This is a genomic window from Paraflavitalea sp. CAU 1676 (genome assembly GCF_029223285.1).
Taxonomy (GTDB): Bacteria; Bacteroidota; Bacteroidia; order Chitinophagales; family Chitinophagaceae; genus Paraflavitalea.
The window spans coordinates 47,479-68,564 of the sequence record NZ_JARHUJ010000013.1 but is presented as its reverse complement, the minus strand read 5'-3'; the positions used below and the strand labels follow the sequence as shown (position 1 = coordinate 68,564).

General features: G+C 50.2%; 11 protein-coding genes. 3 read left to right on the top strand and 8 right to left on the bottom strand.

Annotation, left to right across the window (positions count from 1 at the left end; all coding sequences use genetic code 11):
- The first annotated feature begins 10 nt into the window (after positions 1-10).
- Complete coding sequence (locus tag P2H89_RS33855; RefSeq protein ID WP_275835719.1) at positions 11-2,095, top strand: RagB/SusD family nutrient uptake outer membrane protein; 2,085 nt, start codon at positions 11-13, stop codon at positions 2,093-2,095.
- A 136-nt stretch (positions 2,096-2,231) separates the two neighbouring features.
- On the opposite strand, the gene P2H89_RS33850 is transcribed toward P2H89_RS33855, so the two are convergent.
- The 7 genes from P2H89_RS33850 to P2H89_RS33820 form a co-directional block, all read right to left on the bottom strand.
- Complete coding sequence (locus tag P2H89_RS33850) at positions 2,232-4,448, bottom strand: substrate-binding domain-containing protein (protein WP_275835717.1); 2,217 nt, start codon at positions 4,446-4,448, stop codon at positions 2,232-2,234.
- A 292-nt stretch (positions 4,449-4,740) separates the two neighbouring features.
- Positions 4,741-5,136, bottom strand: a complete 396-nt coding sequence (locus P2H89_RS33845; RefSeq protein WP_275835715.1) for an AraC family transcriptional regulator — start codon at positions 5,134-5,136, stop codon at positions 4,741-4,743.
- Positions 5,137-5,138: 2 nt separating this feature from the next.
- The gene (locus P2H89_RS33840) at positions 5,139-6,416 is read right to left on the bottom strand and encodes an MFS transporter (RefSeq protein ID WP_275835713.1); all 1,278 of its coding nucleotides are present in this window, start codon (positions 6,414-6,416) and stop codon (positions 5,139-5,141) included.
- 15 nt (positions 6,417-6,431) lie between these two features.
- On the bottom strand, positions 6,432-7,649 hold the full coding sequence (locus P2H89_RS33835) for an alpha-L-fucosidase (RefSeq protein ID WP_275835711.1): 1,218 nt from the start codon (positions 7,647-7,649) through the stop codon (positions 6,432-6,434).
- Between the two features lie 50 nt (positions 7,650-7,699).
- Complete coding sequence (locus tag P2H89_RS33830; protein ID WP_275835709.1) at positions 7,700-10,132, bottom strand: hypothetical protein; 2,433 nt, start codon at positions 10,130-10,132, stop codon at positions 7,700-7,702.
- Positions 10,133-10,196: 64 nt separating this feature from the next.
- Positions 10,197-11,885 carry a RagB/SusD family nutrient uptake outer membrane protein gene (locus P2H89_RS33825; RefSeq protein ID WP_275835707.1) on the bottom strand — a complete coding sequence of 563 codons (1,689 nt, stop codon included), beginning with the start codon at positions 11,883-11,885 and terminating at the stop codon, positions 10,197-10,199.
- Between the two features lie 32 nt (positions 11,886-11,917).
- Entirely contained in the window at positions 11,918-14,932 is a 3,015-nt protein-coding gene (locus P2H89_RS33820) for a TonB-dependent receptor (protein WP_275835705.1), read from the bottom strand.
- A gap of 162 nt (positions 14,933-15,094) precedes the next feature.
- On the opposite strand from P2H89_RS33820, the gene P2H89_RS33815 reads away from it, so the two are divergent.
- Both P2H89_RS33815 and galA read left to right on the top strand, forming a co-directional pair.
- On the top strand, positions 15,095-16,471 hold the full coding sequence (locus P2H89_RS33815; RefSeq protein WP_275835703.1) for a hypothetical protein: 1,377 nt from the start codon (positions 15,095-15,097) through the stop codon (positions 16,469-16,471).
- 48 nt (positions 16,472-16,519) lie between these two features.
- A complete protein-coding gene (gene galA, locus P2H89_RS33810; RefSeq protein ID WP_345799384.1) occupies positions 16,520-19,468 on the top strand; it encodes a beta-galactosidase GalA in 2,949 nt (982 codons plus the stop codon).
- 106 nt (positions 19,469-19,574) lie between these two features.
- Here the strand turns inward: galA and P2H89_RS33805 are convergent, their stop codons facing one another.
- Entirely contained in the window at positions 19,575-21,086 is a 1,512-nt protein-coding gene (locus P2H89_RS33805; RefSeq protein ID WP_275835699.1) for a BACON domain-containing carbohydrate-binding protein, read from the bottom strand.

Sequence of the window (21,086 nt, the reverse complement as noted above, 5' to 3'; positions counted from 1 at the left end):
AAAACGCATTATGAAGAAGCTATCATTTTTACTGTTATACATTATGTTATTGCATACTTCCTGTAAGAAGTTTCTGACGGAAGAGTTCAAATCGCTGATCAACCGCGCCAATTTTTACCGTACAGACCAGGATGCCATCGCAGCAGTCAATGCGGTTTACCAAACCATGCGATTTGATGTAACGAATATGGCCCCCCTGTTTATACAAGACTGGATGAGTGACGATGGTACAGTGGGAACCAGTAACCTGGATGCCAGGCTGGATATGGAATATCTTGCCTACGATTCGAGGCATACCGATATCAGGGATACGTGGTCTAATGCTTACCGCACGATAGAGCGGGCCAACAATGTGGTGGCCTTTGTAAATGATTCAACGAAGATCAAAGGGGAGGTGGTTCGCCGGGTAACAGGAGAAGCCCGGTTTCTGCGGGCATTCTACTACTTCCGCCTGGTGCAGCTGTTTGGCGGTGTGCCGTTGATGCTGGAGCCTGCTGATGTGGTGAAGAACAACCTGACGCCTGCGCGGGCTACAGAAACCGAAGTATACCAGGTGATCATCGATGACCTGCAATATGCTGAGGCTAACCTTGACGACTATTACGCCTATAACGATTCCCAGAATGGCGGGCGGGCCACCAGGGCGGCGGCAAAAGCCTTATTGGGCAAAGTATATCTTACCATGGCGGGGTTTCCGCTGAAGGATGTTTCCAAATACCAACTGGCGGCCGATAAATTGAAAGAACTGATCGATAACAATTTACAATATTCGGTTGGCCTCAATACCAACTACAGTAATATCTTCCATACTTCTGCAGCGAACAAGGCTGCTGACCGGGAAAGGATCTTTTACTCAAAGGGTACATCGGGAATGCCTCCGAATTTACTGGCCTATACCTGGTTGAAAAATAAATATACCTCACTTGCCATGGCCTTGGTTTCTAATGATTTTAATCTGTATTCTTTTACTGCCGGAACAAATGCTTATACCAACCTGGCAGGTGGAACCTCAGTGCCATCCGTTCAGGTGGATGAAGCTATTTCCGGCGCATTGCCCATCGGCTTTACGTTTAATTTTGGTGGTTTGAAAGTGGATAAGTTCTATATGTGCAGTAACGGCTTCATCAGTTTTGTACCAAGGACGGTAAGCCCTACAGGAATGACCACTTCCAAAGACCCGCTGATCGGCCCCTTGCTCGACAATTTAAACGGTGCTGGTGGTGAGGCATCTTATGCAACTACGGGTGCAGCCCCTAACCGGGTGCTGACGGTGCAATGGAAGAACTGGCGGTGGAGAGCAGGAACCACGGTGTCAAACAATATCAGTTTCCAGGTAAAGCTGTATGAAGGTGATGGAAAGTTTGAAATGTTGTACGATCAGCTGGCGCCACCTGTTAATGCAGTCGCTACCGCTACTGCAGTGAGAACCAGTGCTTTTTTCTCTTCGATACGGAATGCCGGTACGGCTCCTGGATTTAACTGGGTGGAAAATTCTACTACGTATTATTATTCCGTCAATGGCTTTCAGCCTGGTCAGGTGTTCACCTACACACCCAACCCAAGGAGTGTATATGAGTGGGCCGACATGCGCAGGATCACCTTAGTGAATAGTGCTTTACGGATTGTAAAATACAATGACCCCATTAACTCGCTGGCCAACGATAATGCCGATGATTATTTCTGGCTACGTTATTCCGATGTACTCCTGATGTATGCAGAAGCATTGGCCCAGATGGGTGGCGCAGCGAATATGGATATCGCATTAGCACAGCTTAACGCCATCCGCCTGGCTCATGGTGGCACTACGGGAACAGGTACAACGCCGGCACTTTCCGATCTAACCTTTGGTTCGCAAGAAGAGCTTATTAACCTGGTGAAGCAGGAAAGAAGACGGGAGCTGGCCTTTGAAAATCACCGCTGGTATGATCTGAAGCGTTGGGGTATACTGCCGGCCACGATAATCAGCCACCTGGCCAATCAGTATAACAGACCAGAGAGTGATTTCAGTTACATCAACGACAACATGAATTACTTACCCATTCCCTATTCCGATATCGTTAATAATCCCAACCTGGTGCAGAACAAAGGGTACTGAGGATATTGGAATAAAGTTCAACGTAGAATAACTCTGTTAGCGCTCATTCGCTATGTTTCGTTTGGTTATGTTCAACGGGGCTGGATTGTTTCTAAAGATCCGGCCCCTTTTTTCTGGTAATGACGATAAACGTTGGTTAGGAGATCAAACAGACTCCCTTTGACAAACTCACCGCTTGTAGTCCTGGCCGCACCCCATATTTTTTAAGATAGGCCGTTTCCAGTTTTCGCATAAAGTTCGCCAAGCCGCTCCTGTTCACAATATGAAGAGTGCTACTGCCAAAGCCTTCACCGATCATTTTAGCACCAATACATTCTTTTTGCCTGCGGGCAAAACCGATCAGGAAATTAACCTCCGGACAGCTGAACCGATCATCTTCCTGCAGTCCTTTTTGTGTAGCATACAGCGTTTCGCCAAACGGTATCACCAGACCCTGCCTTAATACACCAACTGCCTCCTGAACATTGGCTATTTCACGTACGATATAGTTGGCATGCCTGAATATATCGGGTCGCATACGTCCCCTGGCTGCCACCAGCATACCGGGGGTTATATCCCGGAAGGACTGCACGGCAGGGAATTTTCCCTTTAAACAATCGAGTACTTCCTGTGTTTCGCTGATGCGGGTATTCATTTCGGCACGGGCCGAACCATAATGCACCCCTGTGTCGCACATGATCAACGAATAAGTTTCATACGGAAAATCGAGGTATTCAAAATCCATCGACAGGCAATCCACTTTCATGAATCCACCTGTTTTGCCCAGCATACAGGCATATTTATTGATAATCCCTGTTGGCGTTTCTCTCAGTTCGTTTTCCGCTTGCAGTGCTAGCCTCACAAGAGCTGATTTTGTGAGGCCCAGGTTGAAAAGGGCATTTAATCCATACAGCAATCCTCCCTGAAGCGATGCGGTGGGAGGACCTGCTACTGCAGCAATGTTTCCTCCAAAAGCAAGCTGAAAGGGTCGTATAGGTATCTGAGCATGTTGAAAAGCGTTCAATACCGATTGAATAAAAGGCGACCAGGAAACGGCAGAAAATCTTAACTGATCCAATGGCAGGCACAGGTGTTCGTTGGTTTCAACTGCCTGTATATGGCACAAGGAATCCGGGCTTTCGGAAAGACAGCAATAGACCTGCTGATCTATTCCAGCCCCAACTAAAATGCCATCATGGTAGTCGGTATAGTCGCCACCCAGGGTGATTACCGCCGGCGCCTGCACGGTACACGCAGGAGCGGCGCCATACAACGACTTGAAACTATCGACAACAGTGGCCGCTGTACACACAACCCGTTCAGCCTTCAGGTGGTTAACCTTTGTTTGACGGGTAATGGTACGGCGGGTGGAATCTCTTACGATCAATTCCGGCCTGATGAGTTGCTGCTGAATGGGCGCCGTCACGTTATCCATTATTTGACTGATGAGGGTGGCTGTCGCCAATTCACCCAACCTCGCTGGGTTTTGTTCGACAGTAGTCAGGGAGGGCACTACATATTTTGACATCATTTCATTGCCAAAGCCTGCCACGGCAATTTCATCGGGTACTGCGATGTTCCGGAATTCAAGTTGCTTCAGGACCTCAAAGGCACCGCGATCCTGCACACAAAAAATGCCGTCGGGCCGGGTGTCGGACTTCAATATTTCATCCAGAATGGAAAGTGTTTTTTCACGATTAAAATCACCCTGGTATATGTACGAAGCCTTAATAGGTACGCCGGCGCTACCGGCACCCGCCACACAGCCTTCGATGCGGAGGTTGCTTAATTTCAGGTGCCTGGGTCCACCGATGATGGCGATATTTTTACAACCAACCTGCGCCAGGTGTTGTCCGATGGCAAATCCTCCGGCATAATGATCGTTCTCTACCTGGGGTATATCGAAGTCTGTGACAGAACGATCGACGAGGATGACCGGTATCTTTCTTCCGATGACCTGTTGTACATGGGCGAAGTCCCTGGTTTCCTTAGAATGGATCATCAATATGCCTGCAACCTGTAGTCCCCACAAGGTCTGGAGTACATCTGTCTCGACCGAAAAGCATTCTTTGGATTGACAGATCACCGTATGATAGTTATGCTGTAAGGCATATTGCTGCACACTGCTCGTTAAGCTGGCATAAAACGGAAGTTCAATATCAGGTACAATTACGCCAATGATATTGCTGCGTTGATTCTTTAACCCCAGCGCCATCAGGTTGGGTTGGTACCCGGTTGCATGAGCGAGATCAGTGACCAATTTCCGGGTTTCAGGACTTATCTGCTTCATACCCTGGAGCGCCCTGGATACAGTTGATTTAGAAATCCCCAGCTGCCGGGCAAGGTCGAGGATGGTAACCTGGTTTCTTTTCATACAGCTTTTTTGATGAGGTAGCTAGTGTAGACATAGGCGAAGGTTGTTGATGCTTGCAAGCAGGTGGTCGGGATCGAAGAGACACCGGATAAGGATAAAGTTAGCACGGGAACGTCAGCGATACTTACCCCAAATAAGACTTTGTTTTATACATTTCCGACTATCAAATAAAGTTTCGCCATAATTGTGCTTTGTGTATTACCGACGTGCCGAAAAAACAGATGCCGATGCGTAGTGCATCGGCATCTGTTGTCATTTTTGTTGCCCGGGTTGAAAGCGATCACATCTCCTGTCAATCTTCAGTACGGTCCTCTCTCTGGTAGCGCAGAGGAGTTTTGCCGATGATGTCGTTGAACTGCCTGATAAAATGCGAAGCAGTCCGATAGCCGCAGGCGTAGGCAACTTCCGAGACATTCTTTTCGCCTTGCAACAGCATACGGCAGGCGCTCCTGATGCGAACCTCTATCACAAACTGCTTAAAGGTTCTACTGGTATAGCTTTTGAAAAAGCGCCTGAATGTTTGGGGTGTCATGCACAACATGCTGGCCGCATCTTCCACCAATACTCCCTGGTGGTAGTTGTCAAATACATAATCAAGTACCATTTCTATCTTTTCATTGTCTGTAACCTGGCGAACAAGAAATGAGCGCTCCTGGTACTTATTAAAAGAACAGATTTTCGGGTTCATAACTATCGTTCTACAAAATTCAGGTCTTTATTGAAAGTCTCCTCGATGCGAATGGCTGCAACTACCGTGATGACCATGATGATCGCCGCAGTGATCCACCCACCCGTATAAAAATCAGCAATGCCACGCAGGTATTGAAAAAGCGGCAATATCAATATCGCCAGCATACCCCGCACCATATTGGGTATGGTGGTGGCAGCGGTAGAGCGGAGGTTGGTGCCAAACTGTTCGGCCGCCATCGTAACGAATATGGCCCAGTAACCAGCACCAAATCCTAATCCCGCACAGATCCAGTACATGCCACTTGCGCTGCCCTGCCATTGCGCGGTGAAATAGAGGAGCATGAAGACCGTGGTGATACCATAAAAAATAAACAGTGCTTTTTTACGGCTTTTCAGGCGCTGGCTAACCAGGCCGATGATGATGTCGCCCACGGATAAGCCCACATAGCAATACATGATGGATTGCCCGGGATCTATTACTTCGGAAATATCCATATGCTCGCCAAATTCCTTCGAAAAGGACACCAACACCCCAATCACAAACCAGGTGGGTAATCCGATCAGTATGCTTAATACATATTTCTTCAATCGCCTCTTTTTATTGACCAACATCCACAAACTTCCCCTGCGCAGTTTCTTCTTCCTGCTCTGCTGAAACAAACCCGACTCGAATACAGATATTCTCAGCATCAACAGCACGATACCCAGGCCGCCACCGGCAAAATAACAAGTGCGCCAATGAAAGTGTTGTTTCATAACAAATGCGAAAATGGCGCCTGTTAGTCCTATGCCCGCCACCAGAGACGTAGCAATACCCCGCTTTTCTTTGGGCGTTAGCTCCGACACCAGCGTAATGCCGGCACCAAGTTCGCCGGCAAGTCCTATACCGGCAATGAAGCGGATCACCTTATACTGGTCTACGGTTTGCACCCAGCCATTGGCAATATTGGCGAGAGAATAAAGCAGGATGGAGCCGAATAAAACAGACAGCCTTCCTTTTTTATCACCCATTACACCCCATATGATGCCACCGATCACCAGTCCCCACATTTGCCACTGTATGATCTTTTCGCCTTCTGTCAGTATAGCCTGGTTGCCGAGGTGCAGGGACTGCAAACTGGGTATGCGTATGATACTGAACAGTAACAGATCGTATATATCAACAAAGTATCCCAGGGCTGCCACCAATACCGCCATGCTGAAAAGCGCTGGCGGTTTGGGTGGCTGTTCTTCGGTTTTGCTGAAGGGAGATCGTTCTATCGGTCTTTTTACCAACATCGGACTTCCTGATTTTTATTTCTGTGTTTCGAGATCGCGCGCAGTGATCGGTTTGGTATCGCCACGCAGTTTCATGTAGTTTACCTTATCCTGTTTGGGAAGCCCCTGGCGGCGGATGATGCGGCCAACTTCCAACAGTGTTTCCCGGTCGGCAGGCACGATGCTGCCATCGGGGTAGGGCCCGATATTCAGCAGCAGGTTGGCATTGTTGTCGGCGGCTTCCTGCAGCAGGGCCATCACTTGTTCCACTGTTTTGTGTTTGGCCCGGGCATGGTAGCCCCAGTCGATGTCCTGCATGGTGGTATTCAGTTCAGCAAGTTTGTTCCTGTTCTTCTGCCAGGCAGCTTCAGCTGCCTGCGCCGTTTTTTCACCCTGAACTTTCCGCATAAGGTCGGTAATGGACTTAACATCGTGCTCGCAGGAAATGTAATCTTCATCGCCGTTGAACCCTGTTTTGTACGATATCAACGCATGGGGCTGTAAGCGGCGGATCATGGCATAGATGGCGGGAAGGTCAAATACATCCGAGTTGGTATACGCGCCACCTACGGGATCGAACCACAGGCCGGCCAGGGGACCATAGTTGGTGCAGATCTCATAAATATGAGTTTTTACATAATTCCAGTAGTGAACAAAGTCTTCCTTACCGCGTGAACGGATCTCCGCAGGCATGGTAGCATAATCGGGCCTGGCAGCATTGTAATCCTTCCGGGTGAGGTAGAAGGGGTGCGTCCAGTCGATGCCAATGGAATAGTAGACAAAAAGACCTAGCCCGCGCTTTTTACAGGCCACCGCCATTTCCTTGAGGAAATCGCGTTTAGCGGCCGCCTGCATGCTGTTGAAGGGGCCAGCCTTGGAGTCGAACTGCGCAAAGCCATCGTGGTGTTTCACTACATAGGTCACGTATTTCATTTCCGCTTTCACGGCGAGGTCGGTGATGGAATCGGCATTCCATTTCTCACCTTTGAATTTCAGGGCGCTGTCGATATAGGGTTGCAGGGGCAGCTTTTTGTTGTACAACACCCAGTCACCCGATTGATACATGGAGGAGGCGCCCCAATGCACAAAGAGGCCGTAACGGGCATCTACAAACCACTGCATGGTGGCAGCGCGCGGATCCTTTTTGTATTGTTTCTTATAGGCCTGTAAAAAATAGGGTACTTCGGGCTGTTGTGCCGATACGGATACCCCAACGAGGAGTGCAAGTGATACGGTGGTGATGATCCTTTTCATAATATACTTCGTTAAATATGCTTTGTGGTCTGTTTATAGCAGTGCCTGCTTTATTCGTATTTCAGCCATACCGTTGCTTTACAATCCTTATCGGCGATGGCCCTGATCCAATGCGCGCTGTATCCCTGCGGGAATTGATGTGTGATCGTTTTGCCGGCAGGTATTTTGATCTTCCTGTACGCGTGCCAGCCATTGTGGTCTACATCGGTTTGCAGGGTAATGGTCACCTCCTGATCGGCGGTAAGGCTGATCTGTTTTTTATCGTAGCCGGTCATGAGGTAGGGGAGTGAAGGTTCGCCTGCTTTTACGGGGGTGTTCTTCCAAACACCGCCTTCACCTACCGGTTTGCCCAGCTTCCAAAGGTCGTCAATGGCGCCAAACCAAAGTCCATTGTCGTAGTTATCACTGGCATGATAATGCTTGTCCTCAGGTGTTCCTTGCCTTGTACCGCTGATCACCAGCAGGCCGCGCCAGGTACAATAATCAACGATCTTCTTCTTGTGCGTGGTAATGGGGCGGATGGCTGCAAATCCACTTTCGCGGCCCACTTCGTATAAGGTGCCGTGGGCGTTCAACATGTATCGTTCGGATTCCAGTTCCCGGGCTCCTCTGGCCGCCAGCTTGTCGTACCCTGCAGCTGTTTTGGGCAGGCGATAGCTACCGGTTTTGTCTGTAACGATCACCGATGCCTCGTCGGTCTCATAATCCTTTTTAAACGCCAGTATTCTTTTCATTTGAGCGCTGCTGTCACCCGCCGGCTGCACAAACCCGAGAGCGGCATCCACTTCGCTATACTGCGCCTTGCCATTGGAGATGTCGAGTACCTGGAGGTTCTTGTTGTGCTGTGCCGGCCTGATAAAATTGCTTTGTACCGGGGCATTTTCATCAATGCCCACCAGTGCCGTGAACATGGGATCCTGCTGAGGGTGCGCCTGTGCGCTGAAATGGAAATAGGCGGAAGCTACGCAGGGCTGACTGGCTTTTATCCTGATCCAGCTGGCATTCAGGCCAGCCGGAAAGATAAAGTAACGATATCCATGTGCAGGCACCGTCAAAATTTTCCAGGTCGTCCATTGGTTGTTACCGGCTTTGTCCAGTTCAATCGTGAAGGATACAGGGGTTCCGGCCTCATGGCTCAGGTGCAATACTTTTTGACGGAAGCCATTGAAGAGAAATGGATCGGAAGGGATGCCGGCTTTTACGGTATCTTTTATCCACGGTCCGCCCCAGGCTGTAGGAGCTCCCCATTGTTTCAATGCTTCGGGGGTGCCGAACCAGAGGTTGGATTGGGAGCGCCCGGCATAAGGATTATCCAGTACCGTGGTTTCATCGGTCGATAAGATGAGCTGGCCATTCCAGTTACAAAAGTCGGGTATATAACGGAGATGGGTACTGATGGGAGACAGTCCGCCGCTTTGTTTCCGGCTGAATGTTTTCGGGAAATCATAGAACATGCCATGCATGTCCATGAGCATCTTGTTGTTGCCGATCTCGCGGATGCGCGGCCATTCGGTGTACCATCCTCCCCAATGATCGTAGGTATGGGTTGACTTGGGTAGGCGATAAGTGAACCACTGACCGTTGTCCAGCAGCTTAAGCAGCACCGATCGTTTGTCCCAGCCGATGCTCCAGGCAGGCGCTTCATCGTTAGGGGCACCATATATGCCACCAGGCCCGGTTACATCGGTGAACTGTTTGCGTTCTATGATCTTCCAGGTGGTACCATCCCACGAAGCCAATACCCCTTTTTCATCGCTGTTCTTTGGTGCAGCGCCGGCCAGCAGCAGATCCTTTTTGATGTCGAATACCTGGTGCTCGCCATTGTTGGCAATGATCAGTTGCTTTTGGGCGGTATAGCCACCTTTGCCATGCCATCCGGGAACTGGCTTGTGAAAGAGCTTATTCACCGCCAGGGTGTACACGTTCACCTCATACAACATACCTTCCATGTCGTAGAAATAGACCTTATTGGCGGGATCGGTGAGGTGGCGGGCAGTGGCCGTCATGCGCCCCGGCATGACGGTGAGGGGGATCACCCTCACCTTGCCGGTGCTGTCTATAAGGTACGAACCGATAATCAGTTGATTGGATTCTTTATGGATCATCCTGTTGGCGGGCGTGCCGCCAACGCTTTCCGGATGTATGGTAACGTTGAGGTTTTCGTCGATGCTGTACAGCTTGTCCGAGCTGCCGTTGGGACAATGTGGCGAATAGGTGATCATCCAAAGTTTACCTGCCCAGGGCACTACGGCGCCAATGCCGCCTTCACCACCATCGGTATAAGAGCCGGGCCGGGAGATACCGCAGGCAGTAGAGCCTCCTTCATTAAATAATGTCAGGTGCGGGTATACACCGCTAATTTTCACCGGGGCGCGGGATGCTTTCACAAAGGGTTCGATGGCCGATGAGGAGGCCTGGCCGATGGCTTGCCGCGAGAGGAGGGCACAGCATGCCCAGGCCAGCCATTTGGTTGACTGTTTCATGGAATTCATTTTGTTCGAATGGGCGGCAGCATGTACTGCCGCCCTTGAGTTTTAGATGTGTTGCTTAATAATTATCGTTTTGCGAAATGTTGGGGTTCACCCTTCTTTCAATGGCGGGTATGGGCCAGAGGTATTGTTTGCTTTTATCGAATTTCCTTTCTACCAGGATCTTTACATCGGCGCCAAATCCACTATAATCGGCAATGCCATCGTCATCGAGTGGTGTGGTGCCCGGGAAGGGCCATTTATTGCGGTCTTGTTTAGCGGGATCGGGAATACCGATGACGGGGCGGGTAAGCACATTTTCGGCCAGGCGCCAGCGTATGAGGTCCATGTAACGCAATCCTTCCTTTACAAACTCCACGCGGCGTTCACGGCGCACTACCTTTTTCAAAGCAATGGGGTCGAGTGCCGTAAGGGCAGGGTAGGAGGCAACTGCTGTAAACGGCACTCCATAGGCCCTGGCCCTTACTTTATTGATGGCATCCAGCACCGTACCATCCACTTCACCCAATTCTATCTTCGCTTCTGCATAGGTGAGCAACATGTCGGCGAGGCGAACGATGATGGCATCGTTGTCTTCCACCAGCCTGTCGGCCCAGCTTTGATCGATCCCTTTCTTCCAGAGGAAGCCCGTAAAGCTGGCAAATTCGCGCACAGCCCGGTTGTCGAAATTGGCCACCATAGCGCCGGTCTTGTAGCTCCTGGTGGTTAGGGAATCGGGGTGCGGTTGATAAGAATATCCCATCCAGGGCGTACCGAATTCCACCACTGTTGCCGTGAGGCGCGGGTCGCGGTTCTTAAAGGGCTGGCGTGGATTGTACAGGGGCGATTCATCGATGGGTAACCCGTCGGTACATTCGAAAGCATCCACCACATCGCGCGAGGGGATGATGGCGCCATAACCTCCTGCGGTACGCAGCATGTGCTCTTTTACCCATCCTTCCGCCGCACCAAATACTTTTTGCTTTTCATCGCGCGGTATCGACCAGATGATCTCTTTGCTTAGTTCTCCGTCTTTCAGGAACAATTGGCTGAAGTTGGGATGCAGGCTGTATACACCGGCATTGGCCAATTGTATCACAGAATCGGCCGCTGCTTTGGCAATGGCCCATTTGCCCATGTACAGCGCGGTGCGCGCTTTGATGGCAAAGGCAGCTCCTTTTGTTAATCGCTTTACAGAAGCGGTGGGCCAGGAAGCAGGCAGGTTGGCGGCAGCGAAATCAAGTTCAGCATTGAGGAAGTCGAACACTTCGGTCTTCGCCGTACGACCGATGCCATAAGCTTCTTCCAGCGGAATGGGCGCTTTGAGCAATGGAACATCTCCAAAATGGGTGATCAGCCTGGCGTATTCATAAGCCCTGATGAGGCGCATTTCGGCTTCGTATTGTTTGATCACGCTGGCCGGCGTATTGGCGGCGGCTTTGTCTTTGTTGGCCAGGAAGGAATTGGCCCTGGCAATGGCCTTGTAACAATTGAGCCAATAAGTGCGTACTGTGGCATCTTCAGATGTCATGGTGCCGCTGATGACGGCATTCTGGAATTGCTGACCACGATGAACGTCATTGTCGCTGTACAGTTCATTGTCATTGCCCCAGTAATCAAGCCGGTAGAGGTCATTGACGGCAAGCTCCAGTTCGGTTTGATTGGAATAGAAGGTGCCGGTAGAGGGCTCGGATGGCGGATTGAGGTCGAGCTTGTGACAAGATGCTAGGGCCGCCGTGAATATGGTGAGTTGGATGATCTTTTTCATGTTTACATTTTTGATCTCAGTGTGTGATTTGCTTAAAACCGGATGGTGGCGCCTGCTAACAGGGTTTTTACAATGGGATAACTCAGGTCGCCTGCTTCGGGGTCGATGTAGCGGGGGAACTTGCTGAGGGAAAACACATCATTGGCCGATACATAGAACCGCAATGTCTGCACGCCGGCTTTTTTCAGCAATTCGGGTTTTAACGTATAGCCAACCGTGATATTCTTCAAGCGGAAGTAAGCACCATTCATGAGCCAGAAATCGGACAGGCTGTAATTGCTGCCAGCGGCTGTAACAGACAAGCGTGGATAGGAGGCCTGTAGGTTTTGTGCTTCCGTATTGTTCCTGCTCCAGAATTTGCCCACCATATTGGCCGGTACATTGCCGAAAGCCGCCAGGAAGGGACGGATGGACTCGCCATTCCTGCGCGATAATTTTTTACCCACACCCTGGAACGCCGTAGAAAAATCGAACCCTGCATATTCAACCCTGATGTTGCCGCCATACAAGTAGCGGGGTAAGGCTCCACCCAACAATACTTTGTCGTCGGGTGTGATCTTACCATCTTTGGTGATGTCGATGAATCGGATATCGCCGGGTTTGGTATTGGCATTCAAAACAGGCGCTCCGTTCAGTTCTGCCTGGTTCTGAAAGATACCGTTCGAGAGATAACCAAACCATTCGTTGTATTCGCTTCCCTGCCGGATGACCTGATCGCCCAGATACTGGGTGCCTTTCAGGTCGCCGATCTTTGATCGGGCATCGGAAAGGTTGGCAGCAATGGTATAGGAAATTTTTCCGATGCGGTCTTTCCAGGCCAATTCGAGTTCCCATCCTTTTACATCGAGGGTGCCGGCATTCTGGTTGGGCTTTTCATAGCCGAGGAAGAGCGGAATATCGAGCGGTAATAAAATGTCCGTGGTGCGTTTTTCATAGTATTCTGCTGTTACAGAAAGCCGGTTGTTAAGCAAGGCTGCATCGATGCCGATATTGCCGGTGCGGGTGGTTTCCCAGGATATGTTGGGAACGGCATATACCTGTTGACCCAGGCCGGGCAATGGTGTTACCGCATTATTCTGATAGAACAGGGCACTGGAGAAATCAAGTGTTGACTGATAGGGATAGTTGCCGATGCGCTCGTTGCCTGCTTCACCCCAGGAGCCTCTTAGTTTGAGGAAGGACAACCAGTCGATACCTTTCAGGAAAGATTCCTCTGATAGGGTCCAACCCAATGATATGGATGGGAAGGTGGCACCGCGGTATTCTTTGGCAAACCGGGAGGATTCGTCGTAGCGCAAATTGCCCTGGATATAATATTTATTCTGGTAATTGTATTGCAACCTGCCAAAGAAGGAATGGAGTCCGAATTCGCTGGCATTGCCATAGCTTTCCATGATCTCGGTGGAGCCGGTATTGAGGTAAGGATAGTTGGTAAGCGGAAAACCCGTACGCTGGCCGTTGACCGTTTCATTAGATGCGTAATTCTCTTCATAACCGGCCAGCAGATCGAAATGATGGGCCGCTCCTATATTCTTAATATAGGAAACCAGGAATTGTCCGTTAATGGCAAAGTTCTCTTCCCGTCTTTCATTCAGCGTTGTTTTGGGCGTGGCATTTACCGCGATCACCCGGGCAGGATCGGCCTTGTCGTAATATTTAAGCTGTTTATTGAAAGTTTTGGTTTTGTTCCAATCAAAAACAGGCGCCACCATGGCGCTGATCTGCAATCCGGGCAAAGGTTTTAACTGCAAGCCGATGCGGCCGGCCAACTGATTGTATTTGTCGGCCTTGGTGCCACCCTCTCTCAACTGCGAAATGGGATTGGCGCCATCTTTACCGGGCGCATAGCGGCCATCGTCATAAAAATCGTCATAAAAGGCCGGATAGATCCTGCTATCGAAGATCGGATTGTAAACGGGTGAATTGTTATTGGTACGACGGTACGCGACATCGAGATTGGCGGACAGGATCTTTGATATCTGCAGGTCGTTGTTTACGCGGAACTGGTAGCGCTGGTAATCGAAGTTGTCGTAAAGGGCGCCCACTTTGGAATAACCAAAAGAAGCTTTTGTGCGCAGTTTATCGGTACCGCTGGTAAATACAAGATCATGCCGAACGCGTGGTGCATTGGGATTGGTGAATACGGCTTTTTGCCAATCGGTATTGGGAAATTTGTCAGGGTTGGCGCGATTGCTGTCGAGGTAACTATTGATAAAAGCATCGGTACGCACAGGACTGCTGGCGCCGTCGTTGATAGCTTGTTCGTTGAAATACCTGAAGTAATCCTGAACGCCTGCGTATTGGGGTTGTGCGGTGGCGCGCTGTATGCCGTATTCATAATTGTATTCGAGGCTGCTTTGTCCCGATTTGCCCCTTTTTGTGGTGACGAGGATCACCCCAGCCGCTCCTCTTGAGCCGTATATGGCGGCAGAGGCGGCGTCTTTAAGCACGGAAAGGCTTTCGATATCATTGGGGTTTACCAGGTCGATGGAGCTCACCGGAATGCCATCGACGATGACCAGGGGGCTGTTGGTACCAATGGTGGTAATGCCCCGGATGAGGATACTGGAGCCAGCGCCGGGTTCGGCGCTGCTGCGGGTGACGGACACCCCCGCAATGCTGCCGGATAAAGCTTCGGAAACCTGGACGGTTTGCCGGCCACCGATGTCTTTGGCAGAAACGGTGGACACAGCGCCGGTGAGGTCTTTTTTCTTTTGGGTGCCATAACCTACTACCACTACCTGGTCGAGGTCTTTGGCCACCATCACCAGCGCAATGCTGAGGTTGGTTTGGTTGTTCAGGGCAATGGTTTGCCCGAGGTAATTGGTCATCGACACCTGGATGGTTGTGGTAGCAGCCGGCACCTGGAGTGAGAAACGTCCGTTGTTGTCGGTCGCAGTACCGCCTGTGCTTCCTGTTGCCAGGATATTCGCGCCAGCCAGCGGTACGTTTGTTTTAGCATCAAATACCTGACCCGTGATCGTTTTGTTCTGCGCCATGGCAAACGAACAAAATAATAGGAGGCAGGCAAGCATTCGTTGTTTCATCTTGGAGAGTAGTTTTGATTTCCGTTTGGAGGAGTGAAGAATTTGTTCAAGCAATGTTGTAAATGTAATTTTGAGCGAAGGGGTATTCCAAAAAACAGGATACCCAATGCCCGTACAAAACTTTGTACAACCCATCGATCTGACTTTCAAGATTTTACCGAGATGCCAAATGAAAATGTACAACTGCCCAGAGAACGTGAATTTAGCTATCTCGATATCTGCTGCCAGCTGATAGAACAGGAAGCCGGCGCTAAGAAGATCGCAGATTGGACCAATGGAGATTATTTACAGCTGAGCAACGCCCTGTTGAAGAAGACCCAGGTCTCCATCAGCCACAACACCCTTAAAAGGATCTTTGGAAAATTAAAGACCCCCGATCGTTACTATCCTCAAAAAGCTACCCGGGATGCGCTGGCGGTGTTCGCAGGTTATGCGGACTGGGATCATTTTACACAGACCTATCCGTTAGCGCAGCCAGAAGCGGGTAATCAGGAAGCACAGGAAGCCGAAGTGATTCCCGCCGCAATCATTTCTGGCGAAAGGGCCGAAACGATCGCGACGAAGCCGGTAAAAAGTAATGCCGTAAAATGGCGATGGCCGGTTTTGGTGCTCCTGATGGTCACATCGATCGCATTGGGCTTCTGGCTATATCCCAAACAAGACAGCTTGCCGTTACTCAAACCGGGCAGTGTAACGCTGGTTTGCAACAACCCGGAAGGAAATAACCCGCATTCTGCCATCTTTAAACTGGTGACCGTAGATAAACAGCTGGAAAAGGAAAACTTTGACATTGACTTCGGCGACGCCCAACGAATAGAGCCCATTACTGCAGGATCGCTGTTGACACATTATTATGAAATGCCTGGTCGTTATTATGCCCTGCTTAGCTACCAGGGGGTGGTAATCGACACGGCGGTTGTTTATTTAAAGTCGCCCGGATGGACGGCAACCGCTACGATCGATAAAGATACCACGCGGGTGTGGCCCATCGAACGGCCTTTGTTTCACCAGGACAAAATGGAAGTATCTGTTGAGGATGTTCTTCATGCGGGGGTAGATACTAATAAAACCTTCTATGTACATTTCTCGCATACCACCCCCATGGATATCAGCGGCGATAACCTCGAACTTCAAACCAGTCTTACCACTTCAGCGCTCAGGCCGGGTGTACGCTGCTCGCAGGTGATCGTGACCTTATTTGGTGAAAAGGGGAAACATGTAATCATGTTGATCAAGCCCAACTGTACCCGATGGGCTATATTGCGGCTTTCTGAAAACTGGCAGGAGGGCAAGTCGAGCGACCTGAGCAGGCTTGGATATGATTTCTCTTCCGGAGGCCGGGTGAAAATGCAGGTGGAGAACAAGAACGTGCGTTTTTGGTTCAATGATTCTTTGGCCTACCGAACAGCTTATAACCAGGCAATCGGTCAACTATATGGTGTACGCCTTTCCTTCTCCGGGATCGGTTCCGTCAATAACTTTTCCCTCAAAGACCTTGCTACCAACAAAACATTTCATGACCAGTTTAACGGATACTGAGTAATATCAATATTAGTTGGCTATGCGCTATTGAATGTGTCTCGTGACATGCAATCGTTCCCATTGCCTACAATCAATTCCTGTCATTTTTCATCGTACTTCGTGGGAGGATCGTTGTCTACCAAAGACATCGATGGACAGCTATTTCTTGCCGGAAAATATAGAATGATGAAAAAATATAGCACGATCAGGTACTGTGTTATTATAACTATTGCCTTATTGATTCAATTGCGTCCTGCATATTCCCAATATAAAGGTCCGGAACGGTTATCACTGGATAAAGGCTGGCGATTTTATCCGGGCGATCATGCCTTTCCTATTATAAAAGGACACGGCATGAGCTACAACAACGCAAAAGCCGGGCGGGCTTCGGGTGCTGCTGCGCCGAACTATGATGATAGCAAATGGGCCAGCGTGCAGTTGCCCCATGACTGGGCTGTGGAATCACCCTTTGACTCCAGTGAAAACCTTTCACAGGGTTTCCGGAAAAGGGGTATTGGTTGGTACCGCCGGCATTTCAGGTTGGATGCGTCGGACCGGGGAAAACACCTGGAGCTCCAGTTTGAGGGCATTGCCACGCACGCTACCGTTTGGGTGAATGGCACAGTAGTACACCGCAACTGGTGCGGCTATACCTCCTTTTACATCGATATTACTGCCTTGGTTAAATACGGTGAAGAGCTCAATAACATTGCTATCAGGGTAGATGCAGATGCCCAGGAAGGTTGGTGGTATGAAGGTGCCGGTATTTATCGCCATGCCTGGATGGTGAAGCGGTCGCCGGTGCATATCATGACAGACGGCGTATTTGCTCACCCTGTTAAAGATGCTGCAGGAAATTGGAGCATACCGGCAGAGATAACGTTGGAGAATTCGGGGCAGGCACGAACGCCTGTTGAGGTGGAGCTAACGCTATTGGATAAAAACGGGAAAAAGGTAACCGGTGGAACAGCAACGGTTGCCGTGAATCCACTCGATAATGCGGTTGTAAAACTAACGGTACCTGTTGCCAACCCGGCGCTTTGGTGGCCCGACAATCCTACTTTATACCAGGTGATCACGCGCGTGAAACAACATGGGCAGGCAGTGGACTCTCTCCTTACTACCTGTGGTTTCCGTACCATTCGGTTTGAGGCCGATTCCGGCTTTTTCCTCAACGATAAAAACATGAAACTGAAAGGTGTTTGTAACCACCAGGATCATGCCGGGGTAGGGGTAGCTGTTCCCAACTCCATTTGGGAATTCCGGTTGCGGAAATTGAAAGAGATGGGGGTGAATGCTTACCGTTGTGCACACAATCCGCCTTCGGCTGCGTTCTTAGATGCCTGTGACCGTATGGGGATCATGGTCATGGATGAAAACCGCAATTTCAATGCATCGCCCGCGTACGTACGGCAACTGGAATGGATGGTACGTCGTGACCGTAATCACCCCAGCATTATCCTATGGTCGGTATTTAATGAAGAACCCATGCAGGGCACGGAGATCGGTTATGAAATGGTGCGCCGTATGAGTGCCGAAGTGAAGAGACTGGATACAACCCGCCCGGTTACAGCAGCTATGAATGGAGGTTTGTTTGCGCCGCTTAATGTATCACAGGCTGTGGATGTGGTTGGGTTCAATTACCAGATCGGCAGCTACGACCGTTTTCACGCCGCAAACCCCACCATGCCTTTAACCAGTTCGGAAGACGCATCCGGACTGATGGTGCGTGGTGAATTCAAGACCGACAAGGCCAAGCACCTGCTCGACGCTTATGATACGCAGAAGCCAGCGTGGGGAGCCACACACCGGGTAGCCTGGAAAGCCGTTGCCGAACGCCCATACCTGGCTGGTTGTTTTGTTTGGACCGGGTTCGACTACCGGGGCGAACCGACCCCTTATGACTGGCCTACAGCGGGATCAAACTTCGGCATTATGGACCTTTGCGGTTTTCCCAAAACAGCTTTTTACATTCACCAGGCGCAATGGGTACACGATCGGCCTGTTTTGCAAGTAGTACCGCACTGGAACTGGCCTGCCGATAGTGTGGGAAGGCCGGTCAAAGTGATGGTCATGAGTAATGCGGAAACAGTAAAGTTGTTATTGAATGGTAAATTGATCGGTGAACAAAAGGTTGATCCTTATGAAATGAATAGCTGGGAAGTGCCCTACCGGCCAGGCAAACTCGAAGCCATTGGGTATAAACAGGGGAAAGAGGTTTCACGGTATAAAGTGGAAACTACCGGTGCGCCTGTAAGTATTCAATTGCTCGCCGACCGCGCGGCCATGTATGGAGATGGATGGGATGCCATGCCGGTAACCGTTCAGGTATTGGATGCCAAAGAGCGCCCTGTTCCTACAGCCAATATCCCTATTGAGTTTGAACTGACGGGACCCGCAAACATAATTGGTGTAGGTAATGGAGACCCTAATTCTCATGAAGTAGAGAAAGGGAATAAACGTAGTTTATTCAATGGCCTGGCCCAGGTGATTGTGCAAACCGAAGAAGCTGCGTCGGCGCCATTGCGTTTAATGGCAAGATCGAAGGGCTTAAAAATGGCGGACATCACCATACCTGTGATTGCAAGGGATGCGGTACAAAGCGTTCCTGTGGTCTATCCCGCATTGGTGTTGGATGGGTGGAGGGTTTCTCAGGTTACTGTACAGCGGCCGGATGCCAATAAAGCGATCGATGCCAATGATATGAATAGCTGGGCGCCCATTAAGAGCGGACTGTTGCAGCCTATGGAAGGCGGCAATTTTGTGGTTTACAGAACGGTATTTACGCCATTTGCAGCGCAGCAAAAGAAGGGTGGGGTGCTTACCTTGAAAAATGTAACAGGTAAAGCATCCCTTTATGTAGACAACAAATTGGTTGAAACAAAAAACAATCCGGCTTCGGCAGATATGATCATCAACATTCCACCCGCCACTGGTGAGCGAATACTAAGCGTTCTGTTCGAGGCAATGCCTGGTCAGCGCGTTGGGATTGGCGGTGTTAGCACTATGAAGTGATCAATTTCAGCAAGTAAGCTGATGCAACCACCATGCCCCGAACCTGCAAATAACAGAGCCGGCATCCCGCCGGCTCTGTGTATAAATTCATCAGATCGACCCGCCTTTACTGCAACTCCATTTTCCGTATCCGGCGGCCAGCCTCTTCGGCTACATAGAGTATACCGTTGCTACCCAATACCACCTTCACCGGATTAATGAACTTCGCACTCGCACCATTACCATCGGCGTATCCTTCAGCGCTTCCACCTGCAATTACCGCCATTGAATAGGAGCCATCTGCAGCCCGGGTAATTTTTTGAATCCGGTGATTGCCGAAATCTGCTACATATACATTCCCTTTGGCGTCGGCCGCTACTCCGGTAACAGTACCTAAAACAGCAGCAGTGCCATTGCCACCGATAGTAGACACATTGCCCGAAGCCGTTATTCTCCTGACGCGCTTGTTTTCCTGATCGGCCACATAAATATCTCCAAGAGCATCCATAGATACCTCCGCAGGATACCTGAATTTAGCAGTAGCTACAGGTCCGTCAACATAACCAGCATCGGTACCGGCGATGGTTGTAATGGCTCCAGCCCCACCTGTAGCAAGCGGAATTTTTATGACCTTATGCGTGCCGTGGCAAGCAACCAGTAAATTGCCTGCGCCATCTACTTCCAGACCGGTCGGTGAGTTCAATTGTGCTCCGCCGGCATCCACAGCCCAGGTCGTGACCTCACCCCCAGGGCTGATTTTTCGGATACTATTGTTGAAATAATCTGCGACGTACAGATTGCCATTGCCATCGAGTGCAACATCCGTAGGTCCTTTAAATTCAGCGTTGGCGCCATTACCGTCGGCGGCCCCGGCATTGCCGCTACCCGCTATGGTGGTAACCACGCCTGCCGGTGTAACCTTAAATATCTTATTCGCTCCGAAATCCGCCACATAGGCATTGCCAACAGCATCCACTGACAGGCCATAAGGCCGGTTGAATATGGAGTAAGTACCATCGCCCGCCAGCGTGCTTACATGGTACACCCAATCATAGGTAAAGTCGCCGGCAGATGTCGCATTTTTGGTGCCCGCAGTCACCTTGATCTTACCGGTACCTGCTTTGACTGGCACCGTTACTGTAAGGGCAGTAGGAGTGGCAGCAGTTACTGTTGCCGCTTTATCGTTGATCGTCACAGTATTTCCGCCAACGGTTCCGTCAAAACCCGATCCGTTGATGGTTATGGATGCACCACCTATAGCATGACCCGTAAAGGAGGTGATGATCACGTCAGCCTGAGCCTGTTGCAACGCAATGGTGATGGTATTTCCCGTTGCACCCTTAACAGTGAGGGTAAGGTTTGCCAAACGTTCGGCCGTGGTCGTGTTGGCGGTGTACGACAGCTCCACTTTTGTGTTGCCTTTACCGCTGGACGGCGTAACGGTGAGCCAGGCTGGCACACCTGTCAATTCCCAATCGGTATTGGCATCGATCTGCAGGTACTCCTTACCGGCACCTGCCGAAACATTGAGCGAGGTTTTGTCGGCAGCAAGTGTTGGCACCAGTTTGTCGTTCTTACGGCAGTTGGCCAATAGCATCGCCAGCACAAATAAAATAGATCCCAGGTGAACGGCTTTCAT